General features: G+C 60.8%; 14 protein-coding genes. 3 read left to right on the forward strand and 11 right to left on the reverse strand.

Annotation, left to right across the window (positions count from 1 at the left end; all coding sequences use genetic code 11):
• Nucleotides 1–162: 162 nt before the first annotated feature.
• Nucleotides 163–1,224 (reverse strand): agmatinase, encoded by a 1,062-nt coding sequence (speB, locus tag ACQY8Q_RS06780; protein ID WP_428425916.1) that lies wholly within the window; start codon nucleotides 1,222–1,224, stop codon nucleotides 163–165.
• 256 nt (nucleotides 1,225–1,480) lie between these two features.
• On the opposite strand from speB, the gene ACQY8Q_RS06785 reads away from it, so the two are divergent.
• Both ACQY8Q_RS06785 and ACQY8Q_RS06790 read left to right on the forward strand, forming a co-directional pair.
• Nucleotides 1,481–2,527: a LysR substrate-binding domain-containing protein gene (locus tag ACQY8Q_RS06785; protein WP_428425917.1), complete on the forward strand. Its 1,047-nt coding sequence runs from the start codon at nucleotides 1,481–1,483 to the stop codon at nucleotides 2,525–2,527.
• 34 nt (nucleotides 2,528–2,561) lie between these two features.
• Complete coding sequence (locus ACQY8Q_RS06790) at nucleotides 2,562–3,740, forward strand: aminotransferase (protein WP_428425918.1); 1,179 nt, start codon at nucleotides 2,562–2,564, stop codon at nucleotides 3,738–3,740.
• Between the two features lie 12 nt (nucleotides 3,741–3,752).
• Here ACQY8Q_RS06790 and ACQY8Q_RS06795 read toward each other — a convergent pair whose 3' ends face one another.
• From ACQY8Q_RS06795 to ACQY8Q_RS06810, 4 genes are all read right to left on the reverse strand, one after another.
• A complete protein-coding gene (locus ACQY8Q_RS06795) occupies nucleotides 3,753–4,661 on the reverse strand; it encodes a DMT family transporter (RefSeq protein WP_428425919.1) in 909 nt (302 codons plus the stop codon).
• A gap of 347 nt (nucleotides 4,662–5,008) precedes the next feature.
• Nucleotides 5,009–6,442, reverse strand: a complete 1,434-nt coding sequence (locus ACQY8Q_RS06800; protein WP_428425920.1) for an aldehyde dehydrogenase family protein — start codon at nucleotides 6,440–6,442, stop codon at nucleotides 5,009–5,011.
• Nucleotides 6,443–6,848: 406 nt separating this feature from the next.
• On the reverse strand, nucleotides 6,849–6,998 hold the full coding sequence (locus tag ACQY8Q_RS06805; RefSeq protein WP_428425921.1) for a hypothetical protein: 150 nt from the start codon (nucleotides 6,996–6,998) through the stop codon (nucleotides 6,849–6,851).
• 175 nt (nucleotides 6,999–7,173) lie between these two features.
• Nucleotides 7,174–8,091, reverse strand: coding sequence for a transglutaminase-like domain-containing protein (locus tag ACQY8Q_RS06810; protein ID WP_428425922.1), 918 nt, complete (start codon nucleotides 8,089–8,091; stop codon nucleotides 7,174–7,176).
• Between the two features lie 579 nt (nucleotides 8,092–8,670).
• Here ACQY8Q_RS06810 and ACQY8Q_RS06815 point away from each other — a divergent pair.
• A complete protein-coding gene (locus ACQY8Q_RS06815) occupies nucleotides 8,671–10,428 on the forward strand; it encodes a sensor histidine kinase (RefSeq protein ID WP_428425923.1) in 1,758 nt (585 codons plus the stop codon).
• 19 nt (nucleotides 10,429–10,447) lie between these two features.
• Here the strand turns inward: ACQY8Q_RS06815 and ACQY8Q_RS06820 are convergent, their stop codons facing one another.
• From ACQY8Q_RS06820 to ACQY8Q_RS06845, 6 genes are all read right to left on the reverse strand, one after another.
• Nucleotides 10,448–10,846 carry a response regulator gene (locus ACQY8Q_RS06820; protein ID WP_428425924.1) on the reverse strand — a complete coding sequence of 133 codons (399 nt, stop codon included), beginning with the start codon at nucleotides 10,844–10,846 and terminating at the stop codon, nucleotides 10,448–10,450.
• Between the two features lie 325 nt (nucleotides 10,847–11,171).
• Nucleotides 11,172–12,440, reverse strand: a complete 1,269-nt coding sequence (locus ACQY8Q_RS06825; RefSeq protein ID WP_428425925.1) for a glycerate kinase type-2 family protein — start codon at nucleotides 12,438–12,440, stop codon at nucleotides 11,172–11,174.
• Nucleotides 12,441–12,446: 6 nt separating this feature from the next.
• Nucleotides 12,447–12,761 (reverse strand): Dabb family protein, encoded by a 315-nt coding sequence (locus ACQY8Q_RS06830; RefSeq protein ID WP_428425926.1) that lies wholly within the window; start codon nucleotides 12,759–12,761, stop codon nucleotides 12,447–12,449.
• Nucleotides 12,762–12,770: 9 nt separating this feature from the next.
• Complete coding sequence (locus tag ACQY8Q_RS06835) at nucleotides 12,771–14,426, reverse strand: GMC family oxidoreductase (protein WP_428425927.1); 1,656 nt, start codon at nucleotides 14,424–14,426, stop codon at nucleotides 12,771–12,773.
• A 171-nt stretch (nucleotides 14,427–14,597) separates the two neighbouring features.
• A complete protein-coding gene (locus ACQY8Q_RS06840; RefSeq protein ID WP_428425928.1) occupies nucleotides 14,598–15,371 on the reverse strand; it encodes a 3-ketoacyl-ACP reductase in 774 nt (257 codons plus the stop codon).
• Nucleotides 15,368–16,867 carry an FAD-dependent oxidoreductase gene (locus ACQY8Q_RS06845; RefSeq protein ID WP_428425929.1) on the reverse strand — a complete coding sequence of 500 codons (1,500 nt, stop codon included), beginning with the start codon at nucleotides 16,865–16,867 and terminating at the stop codon, nucleotides 15,368–15,370. The genes ACQY8Q_RS06840 and ACQY8Q_RS06845 overlap by 4 nt, the downstream gene beginning before the upstream one ends.
• Nucleotides 16,868–16,872 lie beyond the last annotated feature (5 nt).

Here is a 16,872-nt window from a genome sequence, read left to right on the forward strand (position 1 = left end):
CTGCCCCTCACCCTAGCCCTCTCCCCGTAAACGGGGAGAGGGGACGATCGAATTTGCCGCTATCTCCCCTAAATTGCCGGGAGGAACGGAGCGTGCCTCACATCCTTCTCCCCGCAGGCGGGGAGAAGGTGCCCGACAGGGCGGATGAGGGGCAACGCTGCCCTAATCCCGCGTGCCATTGACGAACGGGCTGAACACCATGAGGCTGAGGATTTCGAACAGGACCTGCGAGCCGACATGCGCCGTGTTGGTGGTCGAATCGTACTGCGGCGCGACTTCGACGACATCGCCGCCGACCAGGTTCAGCCCCTTCAAGCCGCGGATCAGCTCCAGCACTTCGCGGGTGGTGAGACCGCCGATTTCCGGCGTTCCGGTGCCCGGCGCAAAGCTCGGGTCGACGCTGTCGATGTCGAAGGACAGATAGGTCGGACCATCGCCGACGATCTTCTTGGCCTTCTCGATGATCGCCGGAATGCCCATGCCGGTGACTTCCTCGGCGTGAACAACGGTCATGCCGGACTCGTAGGAAAACTCCCACAGATATTCCGAGGAGCCGCGAATACCGATCTGGATGGTGCGGGTCGGATCGAGCACGCCGTCGAGAACCGCATTGCGGAACGGGCCACCGTGATGAAATTTAGTGAGGTCGTAGGCGCCGCCGGTATCGCAATGGGCATCGATATGGATCATGCCGACCGGGCGCTTCTTGCCGACGGCTTTCAGGATCGGGTGGCTGATGGAGTGATCGCCGCCGACAGAAAGCGGAACCACGCCGGCATCGACGATCTGGTTGATGCGCTTTTCGATATCGTCATGGCTGAGTTCGAGCCGGTAGCGGCTCTGGAACGGCACATCGCCGATATCGGCGACGCGCAGATCGTGCACCGGAGCGCAACCGAGCACGTGATTATAGGGACCGATCCGCTCGATAGTGCGCATGGCGCGCGGCCCGAAACGCGAGCCCGGACGGTTGGTGACACCCAGATCCATCGGTATGCCGACGATGGCGACCTGCAGATTGCCGAAATCCGGCTCATTGGCATCGACAGGCACGTACGGCGCCATCAAAAATGTCGGAATGCCCGAGTAAGGAGCAAGGCGCGTGCCGTTCTTGGAGAAGATCTTGTCGGCAACCTTGCGGAAGGTCGGGTCGAACATCTCGCCGCCATGGGCTTCGCCGTACTTCGCCTTCAATTCGTTGAGCTTGCTGTCATCCCACGCCATATCCGCTTGACCTCATGTTGGGCCTGGAAGACGTGCGATTTCAGGTGGTTGTCGAGCGTAAAGTGAGATGCTCTTGCCGCCAAAAGCCGGAAAACCGCCCCTGTTTGCCAGAGATGGTACCGGATGCATGTTCCCCAGGCTTTTGCCTCTTGTTGATCCTATTAGCAAACAAATTGATTGGAAAATCAATTGACATTGTTATAGCGTTTGATGTGAGAAAAACTAACATCGTTGTCGACGCCCCGGAGCGTACATTTTGTCCAGCCGCCTGCCCCCGCTGAACCCCTTGCGCGCCTTTGAGGCGACCGCCCGGCGTGGTTCGGTTTCGGCCGCCGCCCGCGAGCTCAATGTCACGCATGGGGCCATCAGCCATCAGATAAGAGCGCTGGAACTCTCCTTCAACGCCGCCCTGTTCGAGCGTGGTGGCAAGCGGCTGAAACTGACCTCGCAGGGTGCCCTGCTTCTGCCCGCCGTCACGCATGCCTTCGAAGGCATCGCCGCCGCCACTGCCGCAATGACGAGGCCAACCACCAGCGGCGAATTGCGCATCGTCTGCGTGCCCGCGCTGCTGTCCTTCTGGATGATCCCGCGCCTGCATCAGTTCACCGAACAGTTTCCCGACGTGCAGCTGACCCTGATCGCCTCCAACGATGCGGCCAATCTGTTTTCCGCAGATGTCGATATCTGCCTGCTCTATGGCGACGGCAACTGGCCGGATTGCTGGGCGCGGCTGTGGAGCCGGCTTGAACTGTTTCCGGTCGTCAGCCCGACGCTCCTCAACATGCGGCCTTTGCGTTCGCTGCGCGACTTGCGCGATCATGTCATCCTGCATGGCGATGACGGGCGCGAGTGGAACACCTGGCTTGCCGCCGCCGACGGCATCGGCATCCAGCGTGGCCGCCAGCATTTCATGAGCGACGCCCGGCTGTCCACAGAGGCAGCCCTGCACAATCAGGGCGTGGCGCTCGGCGATACGATTACCGCCGGCAGCCTGATTGCCAAAGGCGAACTGATTGCGCCGTTCGATCTGACGGTTCCGGCCAATGACGCCTTCTACGTCGCCTGCCGCAACGAGGTCCGTGCGGCACCTATCGTCAAGGTCTTCATCGACTGGCTGTTTTCAGCCCTTGAAAATGACCCCATGCCGGAGCTACAGACCTCGGCACGCACCATCATCCGCGCCCGGACTCATAAGGTCAGCGCGCCTGAACGCCTACCCGCCAAGGACAGCTTCCAGCCCGTCTCCTCTCCCGCCCGCACCAGGCGTCCGGAGCCGACGCCGAAACGCCGCGCCAAATCGTAAGAACACCAAAGCTTTAGAACCACAGGACAAGCCGATGCCGCATTTCAATCCGCTGATCGCCAAGCTCTCGCCGCCGCCAGTGCCTTCCGTCCTCGCCTGGGCCAAGGCCTATGATGGGTCGCGCGGACCGCTGATCGACCTCAGCCAGGCCGTGCCCGGCTATCCCGCCCATCCGGATATGCTGCAATGGCTGGGTGAGGCAGCCTCCTCCCCCGCCTTCACCGGTTATGGTGCGATCGAAGGCGAAGAGGTGTTGCGCACCGCCTATGCGGAACATGTCTCCGGGCTCTACAACGCCCCGGTCAAAGCTGAAAACATCCACGTCACGTCCGGCTGCAACCAGGCCTTCATCTGCACGGTCATGGCGATTGCCGGTGCAGGCGATACGGTGCTGATGACCAATCCGTTCTACTTCAACCAGCAGACGACACTGGCAATGCTCGGCATCGGCATCGAGCTGGTGCCTTGCGACGCGGCCGATGGTTTCCTGCCGGATGTCGATGCCATTGCCGCGGCGCTGAAGCCCGGCATCCGCGCCCTGGCGCTGGTCACGCCCAACAATCCGACCGGCGCCGTCTATCCGCCAGCACTGCTGCGCCGGATCTATGATCTTTGCCGCGCCAACGGCACCTGGCTGATCCTCGACGAGACCTATCGCGACTTCCTGCCCGAAGGCAGCGGCGCGCCGCATGATCTTCTGTCCATCAAAGGGTGGCAGGACAGTCTCGTCTGCCTCTACAGCTTCTCCAAATCCTTCTGCATTCCCGGCCACCGGCTGGGCGCCATCACGGCGGGACCGGCCGTCGTCGAGCAGGTCGCGAAGATCATGGACAACCTGCAGATCTGCGCGCCGCGCTCGGCGCAGACGGCTGTTGCCAAGGCCATTCCGGCGCTTGGCGAATGGAGAGCGGGCAATCGCGCTGAAATCACCAACCGCGCCGATGCGCTGAAACACGTCATGAGCAGGCTGACAGGCTGGAAGCTGCAGGCGATCGGCGCCTATTTCGCTTACATCCGCCATCCCTATCCGGATATTCGCTCGGAATTCGTCGCCGAGAAGCTGGCGAAGATCGCCGGTATCGTCTGCCTGCCCGGCGATTATTTTGGTGAGGGACAGGAAGGTTACCTGCGTTTCGCCTTTGCCAACGCCGATGCGCCGACGATCCTGAAGCTTGAGGAACGGCTTTCCGGCTTCAATCTGCCGGGTATCTAGTCTCCAACAACATCAGCCTCGGCGGGCGATCAGGATACCGGCAAGCACGATTGCCCCGCCGATGGCCTGCATCAGCCCGACCGGTTCGCTGAGCAGCAGCCACGCGAGGATCCCTGCCACAACCGGCTGCAACAGCAGCGTCAGCGATGAAAACGCCGGCGGCAGGAAAGCGAGCGCATAGATGATCAGCCCCTGCCCGCCAGCATGGCTAATGAAGGCAAGCCCGAACAGCATTGCCCAGCCGAATAGGGCTGTCGGCATGAAGCTGGCCTCGAAGAAGAAGGCGATCGGCAACATGCAGATCGCGGCCGATGTCGTGCTCCAGATCATGATGCGATTGGTGGAAAAGCGGCTGCGCAAACGGCCGATCGACAGGATATAACCGGCATAGAAAACCGCAGCCAGCGCTGCCGTCGCGTCACCCGCGAGTTGACCGTCGCCCAGCGCCATCGGCCCGCCCTTCAGGATCACCACGCCCGCCAACGCTGTCGCCAGACCCGTGATGAACACGCCGCTGACGCGGGCGCGAAACAACAGCCACGAGCCCAGCGTCACGAAGATCGGCGCCAGATTGGCAAGCAGCGTCGCGTTGGCAACCGAGGTCATGTGCAGCGCCAGATGCCAGGCAGCAAGATCGATCGCGAGGAAGACACCGGGCAACACCAGCAGACCGTAATCTACCCATCCGGCCGGACGCTGATCCGTGACAGTATTTGCTGTTGCCCTCGACCAGATCAGCAGCGGCAGAAGCGCCAGCGCCACCCGCCAGAACGCCGTCGCCATCGGCCCGACTTCCGACAGCCGCACGAAGATGGGGGAACCGCCGATGGCAGCACCACCGATCAATAACGCAATCAGCGCAAGCCGGTTGGCGGAAGACGACGCTGGTTTCGACGATGAAGGGAGTGCGGTGTCCGACACGAATGCTGTCCAATACAAGCGGGCGCAACATTTGTATGCCGCGATAACGCATCGAAGCTATCAGAACGTTTCGCGGGGAAACATCAACTTCCGTGCATGGAATGATCAGAAACGGTGAACTGAGGCCCGAAGATGCGGCCGTTCGATGCACTTGGTCACGGCCTCGCCAACCCTCGCCTCGCTCATGAAACACCCTTCGGGACAATCGGTCGAGCGTTTCTTGGGCAAGCTCTACCGTTGAGAAGCAGCGCTACCAGTGTGAGAAAGATCCATTGAATTTTCTTGCCGCCGCCATACGTCCGGCGGCAAGAATTTCGATTTTTCTGGCGTGCTCAGTTCGACCGATCTCAGGCAGCGTCCGGCCGGTGAACCGTCTTCACTTCGAGGAAATCCTCAAGCCCGAACATGCCGCCTTCGCGGCCGTTGCCGGATTGCTTGTAGCCGCCGAACGGGCTGCCATAGCGATGTGCACCACCGTTGATATGGACCATACCGGCGCGAAGCCGCGATGCGACACGTTCTGCCCGCTTGGGGTCGCCGGTCTGGACGTAAGCTGCGAGACCATAATTGGTGTCGTTTGCGATCTCGATCGCTTCCTCTTCCGTCTCGAACGGCATGATGGCGAGCACCGGGCCAAAAACCTCTTCGCGGGCGATACGCATGGTATTGTTGACGTCGGCAAAGATTGTCGGCTTGACGAAATAGCCGGTCTCAAAACCTTCCGGCTTGCCGGCACCGCCGACGAGAACACGCGCGCCCTCGGCAATACCCGCCTCGATCAAAGCCTGCACCCGGCCGAACTGCACATCGCTGACCAGCGGCCCGATATGGCTGCCTTCCTTGGCTGGATCACCAACCTTGGCCTCTTTACCGACCCGCGTGGCGATCTCGACGGCCTTGTCATAGACCGACTTCTGCACCAAAAGACGTGTCGGCGCATCGCAGGACTGGCCGGAATTGTTGAAGCATTCCAGCACGCTGCCGGCAACCCGATCTTCAAGATCGGCATCTTCGAAGACGATATTCGGCGACTTGCCGCCAAGTTCGAGCGTCACGCGCTTGACTGTTTCGGCCGCATCCTTGCTGACGGCGATGCCGGCGCGGGTCGAGCCCGTGAACGACATCATGTCGACGTCCTTGTGCTTGGAAAGAGCGGCACCGACATTCAGACCATCGCCGTTGACAAGGTTGAACGTGCCCGCCGGGAAGCCGGCCTCATGCACCATTTCCGCATAGAGCATTGCGTTCAGCGGCGTGAATTCCGACGGCTTCAAGACGCAGGTCGAGCCGGTCGCAAGTGCTGGCACCACCTTCAGAGCGATCTGGTTGATCGGCCAGTTCCAAGGCGTAATCAGGCCGCAGACGCCGACCGGCTCGCGCAGCATGACGTCGCCGTTCGGCAGCACTTCGCGGGTGTGCAGGCGCTTCAGCGCATCGATGAAACCCTGGAGATGGCCAACGCCGACATCGGCCTGCTGTTCGCGGCTCATCGACAGGGGTGCACCAAGCTCGAGCGTGATCGTCTGCGCCATTTCCTCATAGCGGCGCTTGTAGATGGCCAGCAGCTTTTCCAGAAGCGCCAGACGCTCTTCCGTCGTGGTCCGGCTATAGGTGGCAAAAGCGTTCTTGGCGGCAGCAACGGCGCGGTCGATATCGCCAGCACTTCCCATGGAAATCACCGCGACCGGCTTTTCCGTCGCCGGATTCAAAACCTCGAGATCGTTGGCAATGAGCGGGGCGACCCATTCGCCGTTGATGTAGAACTTGCGTTTGTCGAGCATGCTTCTTGTCCTTCCCGTCATATCGTCTTCTGTTTTTCGGTGAGCCAATCGGTGATTGATTGGCGCTAGCGTTTACCGCTGAAAATCCGTTTGAGACGCAGCAGCGATTGCTGCGGCCGCAGCCAACTCCCTCCCTTTCGTGGAAGAGCTAGACCTCCAGAGGCAAGGCTACGATATCGCAGAGACTGACGGCAAGGGGGATGATCTGGCCGTCCACCGCCGCCGTCAATTGCGGCATATGCGCCACGAGGCCAAATCGGCTGAATTGGCGGGTGTCAGATGACAGCGGCAATGCTTGGCTTGCTGTCCATGAGCATCTTTCCCGCACACCCAGAAAAACCAAAGCCCCTGCATCCGGAAGGATCAGGGGCTTGATGAAAACATCGACGATAGGGCGTCTTTAAACTCAGATCGCGCCGCAGACCATGGCTGTGACGAACAGGAAGGCGGCGGCCAACGCGGTGGCCTGCGCGGCCATCGCCCAGGAAAACTGCGGCACCGAATGCACGCCATAGCTCACCGGGCTTTTCTGCATGACTGGTTTCGAACCTTGCATTCTGTCCTCCACGGTAGTTGCTGCAGATGGCCTGCAACCATCAAGGCTGCAGTCCGCTGTCCTTTTCTCCGCTATTTTACACCAAGTTTATAGATATTATTTTCTGCTTTTGGCGGCCTGCGGGGAAAAACCAACCTAGGGGCTCATCTCCACCCGGTGAAACATCCTCAAGCGCTTAATGCTCCCGCTCGAGTTCCCTCTGCTGGACCAGCCGGGACCAGCGCTCACTGAACCACGGCGTCAGAAGAGAGACGTCCGCCTGGCTATGTCGCTTGGTCAGCGCACTGTCGGTTTCGGTTGAGGTCCAAACCTTGAAAGTCGTCAATTCGTGTTTTCCGAATGTCTGGATCAGCGGGATATCGGCAGCGTCGCGGCCCCGCGCAACAGCGATGCGGCCAATGCGTGGAACATTGTGGCGCGCGTCGAACGTGTACCAGCGGTCGTCGAGAAACACTTCGAACCAGGCATTGAAATCCATCGGCGCCCGATTGTCCGCTTCGCCGAGATCGCCCATGTAGCCGTTGACGTAGCGCGCCGGCATATTCATGGCCCGGCACAATGTGACGGCGAGATGCGCATAGTCGCGGCACACTCCTGCCCGTTCCTCATGCGCCTCCATCGCGGTGCGCAGCGTTGCAGTGTAACCATAGCTGAAGGTCAATCGCTGGTTCACATAATCGCAGATCGCCTGCACACGCGCCCAGCCCGGCTCCACCTCACCGAAGAGACGCCAGGCAAGGGCACCAAAACGGTCGGTTTCACAGTAACGGCTGGCAGAAAGATAGGACAGGCATTCAGGCGGCAGCTTTTCGACAGGCACAGCCTGAGCGTTGCGGCTCACCGGATCCGGCCGTCCGCTATCCTTGATCACCGCGTCATAGGTGAGACGCAGGCCGCCTGCAGGCACCACCATCCGCATGCAGACATTGCCGAAAGGATCGGTCACCTCTCCCATTTTGACCACAGGATCGGAAATCGGCCCGTGTTCGCTGACGATATCGTGTCGTCGTGCACGATCGACGGACAGAAAGGTCATCATCGGGGTCGGCTGACTGCAGCTGATGCCTATCTCGTAACCCAACCGAATGAACATGTGCTACCTCCACCACACGGCAGGAACGGGCATCCTGCGGATTTGTTCCGGTTTCATGTCGGTAAAATAATGGCCGGACGAGCCTCGGACGCTGGGTACGGTGCTGTCAGGCCTGACGCATACAAGAGCAGTCAATTCGGCAAATGGAAGCACTCGAAAGTGGCATAGATGACCGTTACCAAGGTTCCGGCGTTTGCACTGGCTTTACGTGTGTGACAGACCAATACACTAGTTGAAATTGCAAAATCATCAACGCCTGCAGACATAGTTGCACCGCCTATGCACTGAAATATTCGCCGATCACTGCGACAGACTGCGACAGACTGCGAGAGAAATCTGCCTTGCGCCGGATGACTTCCCGTAACCCCTCTCTATATGATGCATCTCGTTGAGCCCGCCCGTCATAACATTTGAGAGCGTATGGACAGTCAGTCGCCTTTGTTTCCCCTTGCCGGGGGAAAAATCCCAGCCAAACTCGCAGCCAGCGAAATGCTGGGCCGTTTCAATCGAACCGATTGGAGGACGACGAGCCTGGGCGCAGCGGAAACCTGGCCCCATGCGCTGAAGGCAGCCTGCCGGATGATGCTCGCGTCACCAATCCCGATGGCCTTGCTGGCCGGGCGCGAGGGTATCATGCTCTATAATGACGGCTATATCGCCATTGCCGGTGGGCGGCACCCGGACTGTTTTGCAGCGTCCGTCCTCTCCGCTTGGCCGGAGGTCGCAGAATTCAACGCCGATATCATCGGCCATGTCTTTTCCGGCGAAAGCCTCTCCTACGAAGACCAGAACTTCACCTTCCATCGCAACGGAACTGCCGAAAACGTCTGGCTTGATCTCGATTACAGCCCGATCCTGGATGACGACGGCAGCGTTGTCGCCGTACTCGCCCTCGTCGTTGAGACGACGAAAAGGGTGGTGGCCGAACAGGAGCTTGTGCAGAGCCGGGAGCAGCTTTCGCTGGCATTGGGCAGCTCTGCCGTCGTCGGCACCTGGGACTGGCATGTCCGGGAAGATCTGGTCTATTCCGACGAGAAATTCGCACGGCTTTACGGTGTTGATCCGCAGATTGCCATTCATGGCACACCCATCGCGGATTTCGTCAGAACCATCCACCCGGACGATCTTCAATCGGTTTCCACCGCCATGCAGAGCGCGATGGAAACGGGCGGCCGTTTTTCCATGGAATATCGCCTCGTTCAGGATGGCGGCGGCATCAAATGGGTCCTTGCCGAAGGGCAGCCGTTGATCGATCAGAACGGACAATGCACCCGCTTTCCCGGTGTGTCCGTCGATATTACCGCGCAAAAGGAAGCCGTCGAGGCCCACGCCCGCTCGGAGATCGGATTTCGCACCCTCGCCGACGCCATGCCGCAGATGGTCTGGTCGACACTGCCGGATGGTTTTCACGACTATTACAATGCCCGCTGGTATGAATTCACCGGCGTTCCGGCCGGATCGACCGATGGCGAAGGCTGGAACGGCATGTTCCACGAGGAGGACCAGGATCGCGCTTGGGATGCCTGGCGACATTCGCTGCAAACGGGCGACGCCTACCAGATCGAGTACCGGCTGCGGCATCACACCGGTGTCTATCGCTGGGTGCTGGGACGGGCGCTGCCGATCCGCGACGAGAAGGGCAGGATCACCCGCTGGTACGGCACCTGCACCGATATCCACGACACCAAGATGGCCTTGGCCGAGCGCGAGATTGTCGCCCATGAATTGAGCCACCGGATCAAGAACATATTCTCGGTGCTGAGCGGCATCATCAGCCTTTCTGCCCGTTCAGCGCCTGAATCTCGGAATTTTGCCGATCTGCTGCGCAATCGAATCGAAGCCATGGGTCGCGCCCATGATTTTGTGCGCCCGCACAGCAGGACCTCACGGCCGGTCGATGTGGAAACCAGTATCTTCGGCCTCTCACAGCGGCTGCTTGAGCCCTATGGTCTTGAGGAGACGGACAACCGCATCGTCTTTGCCGGCGACGATACCATCATCGGCGACAGTTCTGCCACGCCGCTGGCGCTTCTATTGCATGAGTTGGCGACAAACTCGGCCAAATACGGAGCATTGTCCCACGCGGCCGGCCGCCTGACCATTGCCGGTCATCACGACGCGGAAAATTACGTGCTGGAATGGAAGGAAAGCGGCAACCCTGTTTGCGTGCGCCAACCGGAGCAGGAAGGGTTTGGGTCGCGGCTGATGAAGATCAGTGTCGAAGGCCAGCTCGGCGGGCAATTCCAGCGTCAATGGGATGAGGACGGGGTGCGTGTGCGCGTGTCGGTACCGGTAGCCTCGATCCTGCGCAGCAGCAAGCTGGCGGCGCGGTCGTGATGCCGCGCGTCAAGGATGATTACTGAAAGACCCGCAAACGCGGCGGCACGTCGGCAGCAAGCGAATGGCGCTTGGCGACGGCATAGCTCACGACCTGGCGAAGCTCATCCTCACCAACCGGCTTGGAAATAACACCGACTGTTCCTGGAACGCCATCAGCGAGCTGGGACGGGTTTGCAGTCATGAACAGAACCGTGACGCCATGCTTTTCGGCAAGCGTGCGGCCGATTTCCGTCCCCGTCGGTCCATCGCGAAGATTGAGATCGACAAGCGCTATATCGGCAAAAGGGGCAAGATTGAACGCCGACGCCTTGTCCGCCGCGATACCGATCGGGTTATGCCCAAGTTCGGCCACCAGATATTCGATTTCAGTCGCCACGAAAATTTCGTCTTCGACCACCAGGATTTTGCAACTCATTCCAAAACTCTCGTCCATCATGTGCGTTGTGCGAAGGGACTTCCCCACGATTATGCCCCTTGTCCGCACGGTTTTCCGGCCCGGTCAAAGAGATATGGATCGTTTTTATCGGCCAACCAGCCCCATCGTCGTGCGTACAGGATAAATATTTCTGAATTCCCGGCATCCGCCGGATACAGCCATATCAACCCTTCGAACTCGGCAAACGCCCGCCCTTCCGGATTGTTCCAAGCCACATGCGCAATATACGCAGTATCCACAGCTTGTGGTGATGCAAAGGCGGTAAGCGTCGCCGGATGCCCGTTCAAACCCGTTTTACCGTGAACTAAAGAATCAGCAGTGCCCGTAGATCATTGACATTAGTGCCGGTCGGGCCGGGCACAAACAGATCGCCGCTGGCATTGAATGCGCTCCAGGCATCGTGGCGGGCGAGATGATCGCGGGGATCGGCGCCTGCCGCCCGCATACGGCTTACAGTGGAACCGTCGGCAAAAGCGCCGGCATTGTCCTCCGACCCATCAATCCCGTCGGTATCGGCGGCCAGTGCATGAACGCCCTCGACACCATCGATATCCAGCGCTAAGGAAAGCAGAAACTCGCTGTTGCGGCCGCCCTTGCCATAGGTATCGCCCGAAATCGTCACCGTGGTCTCGCCGCCAGAAAGAATGACAACGGGTTTTGAGAATGGCCGGTTGCGTTGCGCGGTTTCCCGGGCGATCGCCGCATGCATCCGGCCGATATCGCGAGCCTCACCTTCGATCGCATCCGACAGGATCACGGCCTCGACACCCAGTGCCCGCGCTTTTGCCGCCGCGGCTTCCAGCGAGACTGCAGCCGACGCAATGATGTGGTGCTGCTGGTTTGCGAAAGCAGGATGATCCGGCTTTGACGCTGCCGAATGTTCCGACCCAAGGTGTCGCATGACCGCTTCCGGCAGGTTCATCCCATAACGGCTGACAATCGCCAGAGCATCCGCAGGCGTGGAGAGATCGGCAATTGTCGGGCCGGAGGCAACGAAGGCTGGATTGTCGCCGGGCACATCGGAAACGATCAGGCTGACGACCCGCGCCGGCGCGGCAGCAAAGGCCAGCCGTCCGCCCTTGATGCGCGAGACATGCTTGCGCACCACGTTCATCGCCGAAATCGGCGCTCCGGAAGCTAGCAGCGCCTTGTTGACGGCGATTTCATCCGCGAGCGTCAGCCCCTGCGGCGGAGCTGGCAAAAGCGAAGAGCCCCCGCCGGAAACCAGCGCCACCACCAGATCATCAGGTGTCAGCCCCTTGACCAGCCGCAACAATTCCGCCGATCCCGCAAGCCCGGCCTCGTCCGGCACCGGATGGGCCGACTGCAGCACGCCGATCCGCTCGCAGGCCGAAACCGGGCCATGCCGCGCCACCACGGCACCTTCCAAAGGCCCATCCCACAGGCTTTCGAACGCCGCCGCCATCTGGCTTGCCGCCTTGCCTGCTCCAACAACGATCGTGCGTCCCTTGGGCTTTTCCGGCAGGTGGGCACGGATCGCCGCCAATGGATCGGCAGCTTCAACGGCAGCCTCAAACAGGCTCGTCAGGAAGGCGCGTGGTTCAACGATCATCAAAAATCAGCCCGCAATCTGGAAATCATAGACAAAAACGCCGTCGATCCCGCCTTCGGTCGCCGCAACGATCCGACCACCGGCCTTTTCATGCGCCGGGTGAACGAGATAGGCGTCGCGCGCCGCGACATCGGCGAAATCGATGATGAAGCCGCTATTGAAACCCTTGCCAAGGCCTTCTGGACTGACATTGGCTCCGGCAGTGAAGGTGAGATAGCCGGGAACCAGCTGCTGCAGCGCGGCGATGTCTGCCAGGATCGATTGCCGCTCGGCATCGGCAACGGTTGACTGGAAACGGATGAAGACACAATGGCGGATCATGGCAGGTTCCTATCGGATATCGGCGCGCGCACGCGGCCGCTGGTCGTTGCGCTCATGGCTGAAAATGGTGGCGGGCAGCGGTTGCCGCTCGCGGATGATGTCAGAACCCTTTTCACCCATCATGATCGTCGGCCCGTTGGTATTGCAAGAGGGAACGCGCGGCATGACCGAACTATCGCAGACGCGCAGGCCTTGCAGTCCGTGCACCTTCAGATCCAGCCCGACGACCGCATCGGCGCCCGTGCCCATCTTGCAGGTGCCGACCGGATGATGATCGGTCTTGGCATTGGCGCAACCATAGTCGAACAGTTCGTCATCGGTCATCACATTCGGCCCCGGCAAGCGCTCGGCCATGATGAAGGGTTTCAGCGCCTGCTGCTGGAAGATTTCGCGGGCGATCTTCAGGCCTTCCAGCGACATCTTGCGATCATGCGGATCGCTCCAGTAATTCGGATCGATCAGCGGAGCTGCGGCAGGATCGGAAGACGAGAGCCGGACCGTGCCGCGCGAGCGCGGATGTAAGTAAGCCGAGTTCAGCGTCACGCCGGCATTCTTCAATTTCTCGACGCCCGCCTCGATGCCGGAGCCGAGCCCCAGATGGAACTGGATGTCGGGCGAGCGCGCATTCGGATCGGCATACCAGAAGCCGCCGGTCTCAAACAGCGACGAGGCGACCGGGCCGGAGCGGAACAGCACATATTGCAGGCCGGCCCACAGGGTGCGGTGAAGCTTTGCGACGCCGTCATAGGTATGGTCGCCGGTGCATTCGGAAATGACGAACAGATCGAGATGGTCCTGAAGATTGCTGCCGACACCCGGCAGGTCATGTTTCACCTCGACACCGACAGAACGCAGGTGATCGGCCGGGCCGATGCCTGACTGCTGCAATAGCTTTGGTGAGCCGATGGCCCCGGAAGAAACCAGAACCTCGCGCTCGGCCCGGACGATTTCCAGCCCCTTTGCGGTGGCAACCTCGACGCCGACGGCGCGTGTTCCCTCCAGCACGATCCGCGTCACCCGCGCGCCGAGCCGCACCGTCAGGTTCTTGCGATCCCGGATCGGATTGAGATAGGCGAGCGAGGCCGACGAGCGGCGGCGGTTGCGCTGGGTCAACTGATAGAAGCCGACGCCCGCCTGCTGCTTGCCATTAAAATCGTGATTGTAGGGAATGCCGAGTTCCTGTCCCGCGCGGATATACGCATCGCAGATCGGCAGGCCCGATACCGGCATGGAAACGCCGAGCGGCCCACCATAGGAATGGTAGTCATCGGCGAAACGCTGGTTGTCCTCCGAACGTTTGAAATAGGGCAGCACGTTGCGATAATCCCAGCCGGTGCAGCCGTCTTCGCTTGCCCAGAGATCGTAATCCGCCGCATTGCCGCGCGTATAAAGCTGCGCATTGATCGACGAGCCGCCGCCGATCACCTTGGCCTGCGTATAACGCAGCACCCGGTTTTTCATGTGCTTCTGCGGCACGGTCTCCCAGCCCCAGCTGGCCACACCCTTGGTCATCTTGGCAAAACCGGCCGGCATATGGAACAGTGGATTCCAGTCGCTGCCGCCCGCTTCGAGCAACAGCACCTTGACGTCAGCGTCTTCGGTCAGGCGATTGGCCAGCACGCAACCGGCCGGTCCGCCACCTGTGATGATATAGTCGTAGGTCATGTCGTCGTCCTCAAAATCCAAACGTCGAGGGTGGATTGCCCCTCATCCGCCCTGTCGGGCACCTTCTCCCCGCCCACGGGGAGAAGGACCTTGCCGCAAGCTCCGTAGTCCCCTCTCCCCGTCTACGGGGAGAGGGCTAGGGTGAGGGGCAATCCTCAGAAAATCACTCTCCTAAAGTCTTCCGATCGACAGCCCACCGTCGGCATTAACAACTGTTCCGGTGGCAAAACCGAAGCTGCCATTTGCCAATGCTGCAACCATGCGGCCGATATCATCCGCCTCGCCCCAGCGCTTCATCGGCACCAGCCCGCCGTCGATCAGCGCGTCATATTTGGCCGAAACACCGGCCGTCATATCGGAGCGGATGATGCCGGGCCGCACCTCGAACACCGAGATACCGGTATCGGCGAGCCGCAGCGCTAGCCCTTGTGAAAAGGCGGCGAGCCCGGCCTTGCTGATGCAGTAATCCAGGCGTTCCGGCGAACTCATCGTCGCCGAAACGGAGGTGATGTTGACGACCGAGCGAGGCCCGTTGGAGGGGCCTGCCAGCATGGCCTTGACCACGGCTTGCGTGAAAAACACCGTCCCACGCAGATTGGTGCCGATGATCGTGTCGAAGTTTTCCGGCTCGAGATCGAGAAAATCACCACGAAGCACCGATGCCATGCCGGCATTGTTGACGAGGCAAGCGATTGAGCCTAGCTGCGCCAGAACCGCATCGACCGTTGCCTGATGGCCGGAAAGATCGGAAAGGTCTGCCTTCAGGAAAATCGCCTTGGCGCCGAGTGCCGCCAACTCTTCCAGCACGCCCGAAACCTGATCGGCATCGCCGATGCCGGTGATGGCAATGTCAAACCCGTCTTTCGCCAGCGCCCGCGCTATGCCCAAGCCGATGCCGCGGCGGCCGCCGGTGACGATGGCAATGGGGCGTTTATGATCGCTCATGCCGCCAGATCCTTCGTTACAATGTGATCGGCAACCCGCAGCGCCTGCGCCGCCACCGTCAGGGCCGGGTTAACGGCCGCAGACGTCGGCAGGCAGCTGGCATCGACGACGAACAGATTCTGATGATCGAACACACGGCAGTGTATATCGAGCGGCGCGGTCGCCGGGTCGTTGCCCATCCGCACTGTGCCGCACTGGTGCGACGGCGTGCGTTTGTCAAAAGGCTGGGAGAGCACGATCGGATAGCCTGCCGCCTTGAAATGCCCGCGCATCTTCGCCTCAAGCCCGGACAGCGCCTCCATGTTCGAGCGCCGCCATTGCATGATGATGCCCTTGCCATCGACCATGATGCGGCTTTCGGGGTTCGGCAGGTCCTCCGTCATCATGTACCAGTCGACGGCGTGGCCAGCCATGAAGTCGAGTGCGAAGCGCGGCGCGTAACGCGGCGCATTGGCCTTGAGGATATCTCCGTTGATCTTGCCGAGCAGCTGGACGTTGCCGAGAGGCAGGCCATCGCGGCCACCGGTCAGGTAATAGTCGTTCAGCATCAGCGTCTTCTGGTAAACACTGTCGTTGCGGCGGAACGGGTTGATCGCCAGCATGGCGCTGCAATTGTGGTTCATGAAGTTGCGGCCGACTTGATCGGAGTGGTTGGCAAGCCCCTTGCCGCCGCCGGAGCGCAGCAGGATCGCGGCGGAATTGATCGCGCCGGCCGACAGGATCACCAGCTTCGGGGACAGCCGTTTCCTCTCGCCCTTGTGGGTGTAGTGGACAGCCTCGATCCGCCCGCCCGGCCCGGCCTCCAGCGTCTCGACATAAGCGGAGGTGATCAGCTCGATGTTCGGGTCTTTCAGCGCGACGGCGAGCGACGCGGTCTCCGCATCCTTCTTGCCCTTGCCGGTGTTGGGAAACCCGTCCCAGGGCGTGCGTCCGCCGGCCAGCCAGGCGTCGATGTCAACGCCGAGCGGCAATGTCGCCGGATGTAGCCCCTGCGATTTCAGTTCTGCGCGGGCGCGGGCAATGGCGGGCTCGTCCGGCACGGGACCGTGAGAATAAGGCGTCGAGTGGGTAGGCTCCGTCGGATCCTGTCCAAGCTCGCCGCGTACCTCGAACAGCCGTTCCGCCTTGCCGTACCATGGCTCCAGTTCCTCGTAGGGAAAGGGCCAGGCCGGCGAGATGCCGCCGAGATGCTGCATCTCGGTAAAGTCCTCGGCGCGATAGCGCAGCAATACCGCGCCGAAAAGCTTGGAATTGCCGCCGACGAAGTAGAAGTTTCCCGGATTGAACGCCGTGCCGTCCGGTTCGCGCCACATCTCCTTCGGCCGGAAGTGGCCATCGACGAAGATGGAACGGTAGCTGCGCGTTTCCGGCGTGTCCGGAAGGTGCTCACCCCGCTCGAGGATCGCGACGCGTGCTCCGGATCCGGCAAGAGCGGAGGCGACGGTTGCTCCACCAATACCGGAACCGATGATGACGATATCGGGCTGTTTGACCATGACGG

The organism is Pararhizobium sp. (assembly GCF_965279435.1).
Taxonomy (GTDB): Bacteria; Pseudomonadota; Alphaproteobacteria; order Rhizobiales; family Rhizobiaceae; genus Pararhizobium.

What these genes read in the sequence shown, in the direction of transcription:
- ACQY8Q_RS06805 (WP_428425921.1), bottom strand. Translation starts at nt 6,998, where the DNA reads ATGCAAGGTTCGAAACCAGTCATGCAGAAAAGCCCGGTGAGCTATGGC.
- ACQY8Q_RS06840 (WP_428425928.1), bottom strand. Translation starts at nt 15,371, where the DNA reads ATGAGCGATCATAAACGCCCCATTGCCATCGTCACCGGCGGCCGCCGC.
- ACQY8Q_RS06820 (WP_428425924.1), bottom strand. Translation starts at nt 10,846, where the DNA reads ATGAGTTGCAAAATCCTGGTGGTCGAAGACGAAATTTTCGTGGCGACT.
- speB (WP_428425916.1), bottom strand. Translation starts at nt 1,224, where the DNA reads ATGGCGTGGGATGACAGCAAGCTCAACGAATTGAAGGCGAAGTACGGC.
- ACQY8Q_RS06800 (WP_428425920.1), bottom strand. Translation starts at nt 6,442, where the DNA reads ATGCTCGACAAACGCAAGTTCTACATCAACGGCGAATGGGTCGCCCCG.
- ACQY8Q_RS06815 (WP_428425923.1), top strand. Translation starts at nt 8,671, where the DNA reads ATGATGCTCGCGTCACCAATCCCGATGGCCTTGCTGGCCGGGCGCGAG.
- ACQY8Q_RS06845 (WP_428425929.1), bottom strand. Translation starts at nt 16,867, where the DNA reads ATGGTCAAACAGCCCGATATCGTCATCATCGGTTCCGGTATTGGTGGA.
- ACQY8Q_RS06790 (WP_428425918.1), top strand. Translation starts at nt 2,562, where the DNA reads ATGCCGCATTTCAATCCGCTGATCGCCAAGCTCTCGCCGCCGCCAGTG.
- ACQY8Q_RS06830 (WP_428425926.1), bottom strand. Translation starts at nt 12,761, where the DNA reads ATGATCCGCCATTGTGTCTTCATCCGTTTCCAGTCAACCGTTGCCGAT.
- ACQY8Q_RS06825 (WP_428425925.1), bottom strand. Translation starts at nt 12,440, where the DNA reads ATGATCGTTGAACCACGCGCCTTCCTGACGAGCCTGTTTGAGGCTGCC.
- ACQY8Q_RS06835 (WP_428425927.1), bottom strand. Translation starts at nt 14,426, where the DNA reads ATGACCTACGACTATATCATCACAGGTGGCGGACCGGCCGGTTGCGTG.
- ACQY8Q_RS06810 (WP_428425922.1), bottom strand. Translation starts at nt 8,091, where the DNA reads ATGTTCATTCGGTTGGGTTACGAGATAGGCATCAGCTGCAGTCAGCCG.